This window comes from Nocardia spumae, assembly GCF_020733635.1.
Taxonomy (GTDB): domain Bacteria; phylum Actinomycetota; class Actinomycetes; order Mycobacteriales; family Mycobacteriaceae; genus Nocardia; species Nocardia spumae.
Genome location: NZ_JAJFZL010000001.1, coordinates 166114 through 178416, shown reverse-complemented (window position 1 = coordinate 178416; position 12303 = coordinate 166114). Strand labels below are relative to the sequence as shown.

Annotated in this window: 12 protein-coding genes; 4 read left to right on the top strand and 8 right to left on the bottom strand. The window is 67.2% G+C overall.

Features of this window, described 5'->3' with window-relative positions; translation table 11 throughout:
* The first annotated feature begins 4 nt into the window (after positions 1 to 4).
* On the top strand, positions 5 to 871 hold the full coding sequence (locus LKD76_RS00790) for a rhomboid family intramembrane serine protease (protein ID WP_227978985.1): 867 nt from the start codon (positions 5 to 7) through the stop codon (positions 869 to 871).
* A 39-nt stretch (positions 872 to 910) separates the two neighbouring features.
* Here the strand turns inward: LKD76_RS00790 and LKD76_RS00785 are convergent, their stop codons facing one another.
* Positions 911 to 1498, bottom strand: a complete 588-nt coding sequence (locus LKD76_RS00785; RefSeq protein WP_308188500.1) for a PH domain-containing protein — start codon at positions 1496 to 1498, stop codon at positions 911 to 913.
* A 142-nt stretch (positions 1499 to 1640) separates the two neighbouring features.
* Complete coding sequence (gene crgA / locus LKD76_RS00780) at positions 1641 to 1904, bottom strand: cell division protein CrgA (protein WP_227978984.1); 264 nt, start codon at positions 1902 to 1904, stop codon at positions 1641 to 1643.
* Between the two features lie 82 nt (positions 1905 to 1986).
* Between crgA and LKD76_RS00775 the strand changes: the two genes are divergently transcribed.
* The 3 genes from LKD76_RS00775 to LKD76_RS00765 are packed head-to-tail and all read left to right on the top strand — an operon-like array spanning position 1987 to position 3848.
* Positions 1987 to 2625 carry an aminodeoxychorismate/anthranilate synthase component II gene (locus LKD76_RS00775; protein WP_227978983.1) on the top strand — a complete coding sequence of 213 codons (639 nt, stop codon included), beginning with the start codon at positions 1987 to 1989 and terminating at the stop codon, positions 2623 to 2625.
* A gap of 33 nt (positions 2626 to 2658) precedes the next feature.
* A complete protein-coding gene (locus LKD76_RS00770) occupies positions 2659 to 3345 on the top strand; it encodes a RibD family protein (RefSeq protein ID WP_372465678.1) in 687 nt (228 codons plus the stop codon).
* Positions 3342 to 3848: a dCMP deaminase gene (locus LKD76_RS00765; RefSeq protein WP_227978981.1), complete on the top strand. Its 507-nt coding sequence runs from the start codon at positions 3342 to 3344 to the stop codon at positions 3846 to 3848. The genes LKD76_RS00770 and LKD76_RS00765 overlap by 4 nt, the downstream gene beginning before the upstream one ends.
* Before the next feature lies 1 nt (position 3849).
* On the opposite strand, the gene pknB is transcribed toward LKD76_RS00765, so the two are convergent.
* The 6 genes from pknB to LKD76_RS00735 form a co-directional block, all read right to left on the bottom strand.
* Positions 3850 to 5748: a Stk1 family PASTA domain-containing Ser/Thr kinase gene (gene pknB / locus LKD76_RS00760; protein WP_227978980.1), complete on the bottom strand. Its 1899-nt coding sequence runs from the start codon at positions 5746 to 5748 to the stop codon at positions 3850 to 3852.
* A complete protein-coding gene (locus LKD76_RS00755) occupies positions 5745 to 7241 on the bottom strand; it encodes a protein kinase domain-containing protein (RefSeq protein ID WP_227978979.1) in 1497 nt (498 codons plus the stop codon). The genes pknB and LKD76_RS00755 overlap by 4 nt, the downstream gene beginning before the upstream one ends.
* 82 nt (positions 7242 to 7323) lie before the next feature.
* Positions 7324 to 8790: a peptidoglycan D,D-transpeptidase FtsI family protein gene (locus LKD76_RS00750; RefSeq protein ID WP_227978978.1), complete on the bottom strand. Its 1467-nt coding sequence runs from the start codon at positions 8788 to 8790 to the stop codon at positions 7324 to 7326.
* A complete protein-coding gene (locus LKD76_RS00745) occupies positions 8787 to 10256 on the bottom strand; it encodes an FtsW/RodA/SpoVE family cell cycle protein (RefSeq protein WP_227978977.1) in 1470 nt (489 codons plus the stop codon). The genes LKD76_RS00750 and LKD76_RS00745 overlap by 4 nt, the downstream gene beginning before the upstream one ends.
* Complete coding sequence (locus tag LKD76_RS00740) at positions 10256 to 11722, bottom strand: PP2C family protein-serine/threonine phosphatase (RefSeq protein ID WP_227978976.1); 1467 nt, start codon at positions 11720 to 11722, stop codon at positions 10256 to 10258. The genes LKD76_RS00745 and LKD76_RS00740 overlap by 1 nt, the downstream gene beginning before the upstream one ends.
* Positions 11719 to 12186, bottom strand: a complete 468-nt coding sequence (locus tag LKD76_RS00735) for an FHA domain-containing protein FhaB/FipA (RefSeq protein WP_227978975.1) — start codon at positions 12184 to 12186, stop codon at positions 11719 to 11721. The genes LKD76_RS00740 and LKD76_RS00735 overlap by 4 nt, the downstream gene beginning before the upstream one ends.
* Between the last annotated feature and the right edge of the window lie 117 nt (positions 12187 to 12303).

The following is a 12303-nucleotide window of genomic DNA, read 5'->3' as shown; positions in this document are numbered from 1 at the left end:
TCTCGTGAATCCGCAACCGCCCGCATCGACCTGTTACCGCCATCCCGATCGCAGCACCGGACTGGCATGCACCCGATGCGGGCGGGCGGCCTGCCCGCAATGCCTGCGCCCGGCCGCCGTCGGCCAGCACTGTGCCGAATGTGTGGCCACTGGGCGCAACGACGTCCGGCCGACGGTCGGCACCGCCGGCCGGACCGCCACCGCACGAACCACACCGGTGGTGACCTACGTGCTGATCGCGATCAACGTGGCGGTATTCGCCGTCACCGCGAGTCAGGCGCACAGCGTCTCCGACAACCACCTCTCACAGTTGTTCTACGACTGGGTGCTGTCGCCCCGCAAGGTCGCCGAGGGACAGTGGATTCGGGTGATCGGTTCCGGATTTCTGCACTACGGGCCGCTGCACCTGGTGGTCAACATGTTCGCGCTCTACATCCTGGGCCGCGACACCGAGCTGGTACTGGGCCGGGCGCGATTCCTCGCGGTCTACCTGACCTCGCTACTGGGAGGTTCGGCGGCGGTGATGTGGCTGGCCACCGGTACCGCCACGGCCGGCGCCTCCGGCGCTATCTACGGACTGTTCGGCGCGATGACCGTCATCCTGCTGCGCCTGAGGCAGAGTCCGGTGCAGATGCTGGTGCTGATCGCGATCAATCTGCTCATCAGTGTGTCGCTGCCCGGAATCTCGCTGTGGGGGCATCTCGGTGGTCTGCTGGCCGGAACGCTCGCCGCTGTCGGAATCCTGTTCGTCCCGCAATGGCTGCAGGCCCGGACCCGGGACTCGGTCCGGTGGATCGGATGGGCGTCGGTCGGCGGGATCGCCGTGTCGGCGCTGGTACTCATCGGCGCGGGCGCCGCGGTTCTCGCCTGACACGGAGGGGCGATTCCGGCCCGAGTGGATCGGGTGGGCTCAGCGCTGTCCCGGTTCGGCCGGGGCCAGACCGTGCACGCTCATGACGTCGAGCACATCCTGGGGATGGGTGCCCAGGTCCCAGCGACCGAAGATCAGTAGCCGCTCGTCACCCTTGTGCTCGACATCCAGTTCGAGGTTGGGAATGCTGCGGCCCAGCCGCCGGAAGCCGACCACTCGGGCCCGCAGGATCTGCTCGGGTCCGTACACCGCCGGGCCGAGCAGGCCTCGGATCACCAGTTGCGCCGGTGGTCCCGGGACCACCGTGAGCCGCGGACGCTGACGCAGGCCCAGCGCGGCCAAGCTCAGCATGAGGACCGCGGCCAGCCCGATCAACAGTCGGCTGGCGCCATCGGAGGCGAGGAACGCGGCGACCGCGAACGCCACACCTCCGAGCGCCACCACGGCCAGGGCGGGCGCCGGAGTGGACCATTCGAGCCGCGGCGCCGGGTCGGTGTCGCCCGACCACGGCTGCGAGTCGGACTCGGGGTGATCGGACTCGGGGTGATCGGACTCGGGGTGATCGGACTCGGGGTGATCGGACTCGGGGTGATCGGACTCGGGGTGATCGGACTCGGATGCGCTCACGGTCCCCAATTGCTCCTCGAGTTGTCCACAGAATCATCCACAGATGTGAATGAATAACACGTGTGTAATCACTACGACCTGTGTGGCACCACAATCAGCACCACCTGCGCGGAGCACATCCGGCGCCAACCGTGCGCGGGAGTCAGCGCCACCTCATGGTCATGATCAACCCGACGACCATGAGTCCGAAGCCGATCAGGAAGTTCCACGCGTTGAGATCGCTCATCCACTGGATGTGATCGGCGCCCAGGTAGTAGACGAGCAGCCACGCCAGCCCGGCCAGCATGAAGCCGAGCATGATCGACACATACCAGACCGGCGACGGGCCGCCTTTCACCTTCACCGGTGTGCGGCTGGTCGGATTGATCCTGTAGTCGGTCTTCTTGCGGACCTTCGACTTGGGCATGACGTCCTCGTATTCGGCGTGCAGGTCTGACTAAAGGCTATCTCAGCTGCGTATCGATGGCGTTGCCACGTACGCTCCTACCATGCGCATTCTGGTCGTCGACAATTACGACAGCTTCGTATTCAACCTGGTGCAGTACCTCGGGCAGCTGGGTGTCGAGGCGACGGTCTGGCGTAACGACGACCCCCGGCTGAATCCGGCCGACAGTGTTGTGACCGACTACGACGGGCTGCTCATCAGCCCCGGACCGGGTACGCCCGATCGTGCCGGCGCGAGTATCGAATTGGTCCGTGCCTGTGCCCGGCACAGTATCCCGCTGCTCGGTGTCTGTCTCGGACATCAGGCCATCGGTGAGGCGTTCGGCGCGACCGTGACCCGGGCGCCGGAGCTGCTGCACGGCAAGACGAGTTCGGTTTTCCACATCGGGTCCGGAGTTCTGGCCGGCCTGCCCGATCCGTTCACCGCCACCCGCTACCACTCGCTCACGGTGCTCGAGGACACGCTGCCCGCGGAGATCGAGGTGATCGGGCGGACCGAGAGCGGCATCGTCATGGCCATGCGCCACCGCGAGCTGCCGATCCACGGGGTGCAGTTCCATCCCGAGTCGGTCCTGACCCAGGGCGGGCATCGGATGCTGGCCAACTGGTTGGAGGTCTGCGGTCAGCGCCCCGCCGAGAGACTGATCGACACGCTCGAGGCCGAGGTCGCGGCGCTGGTCTGAGCGATCATGCCGCGACCGTATGTGGTGCTATCCGTGGCCACCAGCATCGACGGATATATCGACGATGCCGGACCGGAGCGGCTGCTGCTGTCCAATGCCGAGGATTTCGACCGCGTCGATCAGGTGCGCGCCGAATCCGACGCGATTCTGATCGGCGCGGAGACGCTGCGGCGGGACAATCCGCGGCTGCTCGTCGGCAGTGTGTCGCGACGACAGGCCCGGGTCGCGGCCGGGAAGCCGGAATTCCCGGTGCGGGTAATCGTCAGTGCGAGTGGTGACCTCGATCCCGGGCTGCGGCTCTGGCAGCAGGGCGGCGATCGGCTCGTCTACACGACCACCGCCGGTCGCGAACGGCTCGGCGACCGGCCGGCCGCATTCGCCGAGATCGTCACCCTGGGCGCCACCGTCGACTTCGGCGCCCTCCTCGACGACCTCGGTGCGCGCGGGATCGGGAGGCTGATGGTGGAGGGCGGCGGCCGAATCCACACCGCGTTCCTGGCCGCGGATCTGGCCGACGAATTGCTGCTGGCCGTCGCACCGGTACTCGTCGGCGACAGTGCCGCACCACGTTTCCTGCATCCGGCGGAGTTTCCGGGCGGTTCTCGGCGCAGAATGGTCTTGCGGGATGTCACCCGGCTGGGAGATATCGCGGTACTGCGCTACCTGCCCGGTGGCAGGCCGGCGGACGGGAGCCCGACGACGAGGGAAGGCCCACAGTGACAACCGAATCCGAGGCGTGGCGGACGAGCGAGTCGACCAGCCGGATCCCGGGTGCGCCGGGCGCACACCGATTCTGGATGCATCACGCGATCGGCTTGGCCCGGCTGTGCCCACCCAGTAGCACCGCCTTCTCCGTCGGTGCGGTCATCGTCGGACCGGACGGCGTGGAAATCGCCCACGGCTACTCCCGGGAAACCGATGCCAAGGTGCATGCGGAGGAATCGGCGCTGAACAAGCTCGGCGCCGACCCCCGGCTGGCGGAGGCCACCATCTACAGCAGTCTGGAGCCGTGTTCGATCCGCGCCTCGGCCGATCGCGCACCGTGCACCGATCGCATTCTGGCGGCCGGAATCCCACGGGTGGTCATCGCGTGGCGCGAACCCCGCACCTTCGTCGAGAACTGTGTCGGCGTGGAGAGTCTGCGCGACCACGGTGTCGAGGTGATCGAGATACCGGATCTGGCCGATGAGGCCATGTCGATGAATCGTCACCTCGACCTCTAGATCACGGCGGACCCAGCACCCCGGTGACGATCGTGATCGTCGAATCGCGCCCGACCGAGGCACCCGGACGGGGCTGCTGATCGATCACGCGGCCGACATTGCTCGCGTCGAACGTGCCCTGGGTGCTCTGGCTGATCTGGCCCACGCCACCGGTCCAGCCCACCGAACGCAACTTGTCCACCGCCTGCGACGGGGTCAGTCCGGTCAAGGACGGCATCGTGATCTGATCGCTGGACACCTGCACCGTGATGGTCGAGCCCTTGTCTGCCATGGAACCGCCGGCCGGATCCGTGGACAGCACCTCGCCGGCGGGCCGGGAGGAGCTGACCTTCTGGACGACCACCTTGAATCCGGCGCTGTCGGCCAGATTCGGCTCGGCGATATCGATGGACTGGCCCACCACATTCGGGACCCGGACCTGATCGGGACCCTTACCGAGGGTGATCGTCACCTTCGTTCCGGCGTCGATCCTGGTATCCGCGGTGGGGGACTGGCTGATCACCTTGTCCTTGTCCTCGGGACTCGACGGCCCGCGCTGGACCTGGGGATCCAGGATCAGTCCGGCGGCATTCAGATTCTGCTCGGCCTGCTGCTGGCTGAGTTTCGCCAGCTGCGGCACCGGGACCTGCTGTGGTCCGGTCGAAACCTGCAGGGTGACGGTCGATCCCTTGTCGACGCGCGCACCACCGAGCGGCTGAGTGGCGACCACATTCCCGCTCGCCACCTTGCCGTCCGGCTTCGGCTGTACCGCGACGTCGAACCCCAGCTTCTCCAGATCGTGCTGTGCCTGCTGCGCCGGCTGGTTCGACAGATCCGGAATCGCGACCTGATCGGGATGACTACCCGGTCCGATCAGAACCCAGAACAGCGCTATCAGCAACACGACCAGCGCACCCGCACCGATACCGATCCACATGCGGCGCGGATTGCGCCCGTCGGGTTCGGATTCGTCGTCGCCGTCGTTGCGTTCGACCGTGCGATAGCTGCGCGGCTCCGGATCCATGCTGCCGAGGAAGGTCGTGCGATCCTCTTCGGTCATCACCATCGGTGCGTGCGGCTTCTGACCGCCCAGCACCCGGATCAGGTCGGCGCGCATCTCGGCCGCGGTCTGATACCGGTTGGCCTGATTCTTGCTCATCGCCTTGAGCACCACGGAATCCAGTTCCCGCGGTACGCCCGGATGGACCAGAGAGGGAAGTTTCGGATCCTCGCGCACATGCTGATAGGCGACGGCCACCGGGGAATCGCCGGTGAAAGGCGGTTGCCCGGTGAGGATTTCGTACAGCACGCAGCCGACGGAGTACACATCGGAGCGGGCGTCGACCTGTTCGCCCCGCGCCTGCTCCGGTGACAGATACTGCGCGGTGCCGATCACCGCCGCGGTCTGGGTCATCGGGTTGGAGCTGTCCGCGATCGCACGCGCGATGCCGAAGTCCATCACCTTCACCGCGCCCTGGCGGTTGATCATGATGTTGGCCGGCTTCATATCGCGGTGCACGATGCCGTTCTTGTGGCTGAAGTCCAGCGCCGCGCAGACGTCGGCGATGACTTCCTCCGCGCGGCGCGGCGGCAGCGGACCCTTACCACGCACGATATCGCGCAGGGTCTCGCCGTCGACGTACTCCATGACGATGTAGGGCAGCGGGCCGCCGTCCACCTCGGCCTCGCCGGTGTCGTACACCGCCACGATCGCCGGATGGTTCAGCGCCGCCGCATTCTGCGCCTCACGTTTGAAGCGCAGATAGAACGTCGGGTCGCGGGCGAGGTCGGCGCGCAGCACCTTGATCGCCACATCCCGACCGAGCCGCAGGTCACGAGCCTTGTGGACCTCCGACATACCACCGAATCCGATGATCTCGCCCAGTTCGTAGCGAGAAGACAGATTCTTCGGGGTCGTCATGGCAGTCCTTGCGAGGAGGTGTCAGGGCTTCTGCTGCTGCTGTCGGCTTCGTGCGCACCGCCGACCCCCGGTAATGGTAGGTCGAGCGAGGGGTAGTACGGGATCGATGTCGGGCGTGTGGTGCGAGTCGGTCGCTGCCGGGTGGTCGTGCTCGTGGCCGGCGGCGTGGTGGTCGTGGTCGGCGGCTGAGTCGTGGTGGTGGTCGGTTCGGGTGTCGTCGTGACCACCGGCGGCGGCGCCGGCGCAGTGGTGGTCGTGGGTTCCTCGGTCGTGGTCCACACCGTTGTCGGCGGCGGTGGTGCCACCACCGAGGTGGTGGGTTTGCTCGGTGAGACCGTCGGAGCGGGCGCCTCGCCGCTCAGCAGCACCCAGGCGGCGAGTCCGCCCAGTAGCACCGCGCCGGCGCCGAGACCGGCCATCACCTTCTGACTGGTGGTGAATCGCGACGATTCCGGATCCTCGGGCGGCGTCGCGTCCCCGCGGTTCGGCATCATCGCGGTGGAACCGGCCTGCGCACCCACCCGAGCCGGTTCGGCGGCCGGATAGCGAACAGTGGCGCCGTCGTAGTCGCCGCGCGGGATCACCGCGGTCGGACCGGGCGGCGGCAGGATGCGCGCGGCACCGGTGGTGGTGGCTCCGCCGCCACGCGGTGGCGGTGGACGCCGGCCGGCTCGGACCGCGGCCACGGCATCGGCGAACTCGCCGCCACCGGCGTAGCGACGCGACGGATCCTTGGCCATCGTGATGTCGATCAGTTCGCGCACATTCGGCGGCAGATCGGCGGGCATCGGCGGCGGGGTCTCCCGCACATGCTTCATCGCGACGGTCAACGCGCCGTCACCGGTGAACGGCCGGTGCCCGGCCAACGCCTCGTAGCCCACGACGCCGAGGGAGTACACGTCACTGGCGGAGGTGGCGTCCTCACCGGTCGCCTGTTCGGGCGCGATGTACTGAGCGGTGCCCATCACCATGCCGGTCTTGGTGACCGGCGACGCGTCGACCGCCTTGGCGATGCCGAAGTCGGTGATCTTCACCTGCCCGGTCGGAGTGACCAGGATATTGCCGGGCTTCACATCGCGGTGCACCACACCGGCGGCATGGGCGACCTCGAGTGCGCGGCTGGTCTGCTCGAGCATGTCCAGCCCCTGGCCGACCGACAGCCGGCCGAGGCGGTTCAGCACCGCGTTGAGCGGTTCGCCCTGGACCAGTTCCATCACCAGGTAGGCGGTCTCACCGGCTTGCGGATCGTAGGTCTCGCCGTAGTCGTAGACCCCCGCGATACCGGGATGGTTGAGCTGGGCGGTCGTCTTGGCCTCGGTCTTGAACCGATGCCGGAACGTCGGGTCCGCGGAGAACTCGGCCTTGAGCACCTTCACCGCGACCCGGCGATCCAGCCGGGTGTCCAGCGCTTCCCACACCTGGCCCATACCGCCGGTGGCGATCAGTCGTTGCAGCCGATACCGGTCCGCGATCAAAGCACCGTTGTTCAGCATGGCCGCCCCCGTCGGTATGTCCGCAGAGCGCGACGTTGTTGCATATCCACCTGGGGTCCTGGTCCTCGCTTACTCATTGTCGTCAGCCCCCCTGCAATCCCGCATCGAGCACCGACCGCGCCACCGGCGCCGCTACCGAACCGCCGGTCGCGGCCAGTGCGCGATCGCCACCGTTCTCGACGATGACCGCGATGGCGATCTTCGGGTTCTGCGCCGGGGCGAACGCGATGTACCAGGCGTGCGGCGGCGTATTGCGCGGGTCGTTGCCGTGTTCGGCGGTGCCGGTCTTCGACGCGATCTGGTACGGGCGCGGCTGGGTGCCGCCGGCCGTGGCCTTCTCCGAGTCGATCATCAGTGCGGTCAGGTCGCTGGCCACCGGCGCGCTGATCGCCTGTCCGACCGAAACCGGTTTGGTGGTGGACAGCTCCCGCAGGTCGGGACCCTGGGTCTGATCGACCAGATGCGGTTCCATCCGCACCCCGCCATTGGCCACGGTAGCCGCGATGACCGCATCGTCGAGTGGGGTGAGAGCTACATCTCGCTGGCCGATGCTGGTCTGAGCCAGCGCGGCGTTGTCGGTGACCGAGCCGATCGTGCTGTCGGCGACCGGAATCGGGATGCCCGAGTGCGGGCCGATGCCGAACGCGGTGGCCAGATCCTTGAGCTTGGCCGCACCGACCTTCATGCCGATTTCGGCGAAGGCGGTATTGCACGAGAGCCGGAACGCATCGTGCATGGTCGCGGTCGCGCCGCCGCCGCACGGGGTGCCGTTGTAGTTCTCCAGCGTGGTGTTCGTGCCCGGCAGGGTGATGTTCGGCGCGGCGGTGAAGGTGTCGTCCGGCTTGATCCCCGCCGACAGCGCCGCCGCGGCGACGACGACCTTGAAGGTGGAACCGGGCGGATACGTCTGCGACACCGCACGATTCAACATCGGCTGACTGGGGTCCGCGCTCAGCGATTCCCAGGCCTGGGTGGCGCGGGCCCCGTCGTGGGTGGACAGCTGATTGGGGTCGTAGCTGGGCGTGGACACCATCGTCAGGATGCGTCCGGTGCTCGGTTCGATGGCTACCACCGAACCCGTATACCCCTTACTCGTGAGCTGATCGTAGGCGACTTTCTGCATCACCGGATTGATCGTGGTCACCACATTGCCGCCGCGCGGATCTCGGCCGGAGATCATATCGATCAGGCGCCGTCCGAACAGCGCGCTGTCGGATCCGTTGAGTACCGAATCCTCGGATCGTTCCAGTCCGGTGCTGCCGTACTGCATCGAATAGAAGCCGGTCACCGGTGCGTAGGCCGACGGATCGGTCGGATAGGTGCGCAGATACTTGTAGCGATCGTCGGTGGCGACCGAGGTGGCCAGCACCGTGCCCTCGGCGGAGATCTGACCGCGCTGGCGGCTGTACTCGTCGAGCAGCACTCGGGAGTTGCGCGGGTCGTTGCGCAGGTTGTCGGCCTTGATGACCTGGACGTAGGTGGCGTTCAGCAGCAGCGCGACGATCATGACCATGACGGCCATCGCGACCCGGCGGAGCGGGGTGTTCATGCCGGATCTCCCTTCTCCGGGCGGATCATCTCGGTCTGCGCTTCGGCGATCGGCGCGGCTTCCCGGCGGCGTGCCGGTGCCGGCGCGCGGGCCGCGTCGGAGATCTTGACCAGCAACGCCAGCAGGGCGTAATTCGCCAGCAGCGAGGAGCCGCCGTAGGACACGAAGGGGGTGGTGAGCCCGGTGAGCGGAATCAGCTTGGTGACGCCGCCCACGACCACGAATACCTGAACGGCGATGGTGAACGCCAATCCGGCCGCGAGCAGTTTGCCGAAACTGTCACGGACCGCCAGCGCCGTCCGAAGCCCGCGCAGCACGAAGACCGTGAACAGCATCAGCACGGCGGCGAGTCCGATCAGTCCCAACTCCTCGCCGATGGTGGCGACGATGAAATCCGTCTTGGCGAACGGCACCTGGGACGGCCGGCCGCTGCCCAGTCCGGTCCCGGCCACGCCGCCGGTCGCGAGGCCGAACAGCGACTGGGAGATCTGATACCCGGTGCTGTTGTAGTCGTCGAACGGGTGCAGCCAGGTCGAGACGCGGACCCGCACGTGGCCGAAGGCGTTGTAGGCGAGCACGAATCCGATCGCGAGCAGGCCGGCGCCGACGATCAGCCAGCCCACTCGTTCGGTCGCGATGTAGAGCATCGCCAGTACGGTCGCGAAGACCAGCAGCGAGGTGCCGAGATCCTTCTCGAAGAACAGTACGACCAGGCAGATGGCCCAGACCAGCAGGATCGGGCCGAGGTCGCGCGGGCGCGGCAGCTCCATCCCCAGGACGTGGCGGCCGGCCGCGGTGAACAGATCACGCTTGGCCACCAGTACGGAGGCGAAGAAGATGATCAGCAGGATCTTGGCGAATTCGCCCGGCTGCACGCTGAAACCCGGCAGCCGGATCCAGATCTTGGCGCCGTTGGTCTCCGAGAACTTGCCCGGCAGCAGGGCGGGAATCATCAACGCCACCAGGCCGATCAGGCCCAGCGTGTAGCTGTAGCGCGCCAGCGTCCGGTAATCGCGCAGCAGCACCAGCACCGCGATGAACAGTGTGATCCCCAGCGCCGTCCACAGGACCTGTTGATTGGCGTCGGGGGAGGGGATCGACCACGAGTTGTAGATCGCGGTCTGCTCGTCGGCCAGGTCGAGCCGGTGAATCAGCACCAGCCCCAACCCGTTCAGCAATGCCGCGATCGGGAGCAGCAGCGGATCGGCGAACGGCGCGAACCGCCGCACCGCCAGATGGGCGATACCGAACAAAGCCAGATAGGCGAAACCCAATTTGGCCAGATCCCAGGTGATTTCCTGATCCTGACTGGCCTCTACCAGCACCAGCGCCACCGTGGTGATGACCACCGCGAAACCCAGCAGCAACAGTTCGACGTTGCGGCGGGTCGACGGTGGCGGCGCGGGAGCGAACCCGCCCGGCGGACTGGGGAACGCTCCAGCGGACGGCGGTGCCGGTGCGGACATCAGTCCGCCTTCCTGCAGTTCTCCCCCGGAGTCTGAGGGGCCGGTGCCGCAGTCGTGGGCTGCTCGGAGTGGGCGGGGGCATTGGTCGGGGCCGGTGCGGGAGCACTCGAGGGCGCCGGCGGCGCGGGGCTACCGGGCGCCGGAGTGCCGGAGCCGGCGGAGCCTTCGGCCGGCGGCGGTGTCACCGGGGCGGCCGGCTTCGCGCAGACCGGCAGCAGATCGGTGGCGGCCAGCTTCTCGACCTGTCCACGGGTGGAGTCGAATGCGCCCGGGGGCAGCAGCCCGTTGTTGACCTTGTCGCGGCCCGTCTGCTGCAGATCGGTCACCTGCAGCTGCCGGCAGCCGCTGGGGGTACCGGCACCCGGACGGATGAGCGATACCTTGTTGCGCTTGTCGACGCAGACCAGCTGGTCCACATCCTGAATCGAATAGCCGAGGACCGAGCCCGGGAGTCCGCGCATGATCACCACGTTGCCGTTGTCGGCGCCGACGTAGTAGTTGCTGCGAATCATCTTGTAGCCCACGACCAGTCCGACCACCACCGCCACGACCAGTGCTACGGCGAGCGCGATCCAGCGCCCCTTGTGGCTCTTGCGCGGCGTCGGCGGTTCGGCGGTGACCGTGGCCCGGCGGGGTGCGGCCCGCGGCGGGCGCATGGCGGCGGCCCGGCCGGCGGCGGTGTTGGGCGGGGGTGTGTCCTCGTCCTCACCGGAGGCGGCGCCGGCCACGATGGGGTGGCTCTGGCCGTAGTCGAGATCGATCACATCGGCGACGACGACTGTGACATTGTCGGGACCGCCACTGCGCAAGGCCAATTCGATGAGCCGGTCCGCGGCCTCGTCGGTGTTGCCCTCACGCATGGTGTTGGCGATGGTCTCGTCACTGACGACATCCGAGAGCCCGTCGGAGCACAGCAGATAGCGGTCACCGGCGTGCGCTTCCCGGACGACGAGGGTGGGCTCGATCTCGTTACCGGTGAGCGCGCGCATGATCAGCGACCGCTGCGGATGAGTGTGGGCCTGTTCCGGCGTGATTCGACCCTCGTCGACGAGCGACTGGACGAAGGTGTCGTCGCGGGTGATCTGGGCGAGTTCGCCGTTTCGGAGTAGATACGCCCGGGAATCACCGATGTGGGCCAAGCCGAGTTTCTTCCCCGCGAACAGGATGGTGGTGAGCGTGGTGCCCATACCGTCGAGTTCGGGCTCCTCCTCGACCTGGTCGGCGATCGCCGCGTTGCCTTCGCGGATCGCCCGATCGAGTTTGCCGAGTAGATCGTCGCCCGGTTCGTCGTCGTCGAGATGCGCCAGCGCGGCGATCATCAACTGCGAGGCCACCTCACCGGCGGCGTGCCCACCCATACCGTCCGCGAGAGCCAGCAGACGTGCGCCGGCGTAGACGGAATCCTCGTTGTTCGCCCGGACGAGACCACGGTCGCTACGCGCTGCGTAGCGGAGAACTTGAGTCACGATCGCAGCTCGATCACAGTCTTACCGACACGGACAGGTGTGCCCAGCGGAACTCGGACGGGGGTCGTGACCTTGCCTCTGTCGAGGTAGGTCCCGTTGGTCGAACCTAAGTCTTCGACGTACCAGTCCTCGCCGCGCGGCGATAAGCGCGCATGCCGGGTCGAGGCGTAGTCGTCGGTCAAAACCAGCGTGGAATCGTCTGCCCGGCCGATGAGCACCGGTTGGGTGCCGAGCGTGATTCGAGTGCCGGCGAGTGAACCTTGAGTCACCACTAGATACTTGGCGCCCTTCTGGCCACGGCTGAAGGATGGCAGTACCGCCGAACCACGGGGGGGGCGGGGCTGGATCCGGATGCCTGATGCCGCGTAGATGTCGCTGCGCAAGGTCCGAAGCACCGCCCACACGAACAGCCACAACAACAAGAGGAACCCCGCACGGGTCAACTGCAGGATCAGTCCCTGCACGGCGCTCCACCTCCTGTTCGACCGGTCCCGTAGTAGCGTTTCGTCCCCCAACCGGCGTGCTGGTCAGCACAGCCCGGCTGCCGAGCGAATGTTGGCAGCATAATAGGGCCGATGACC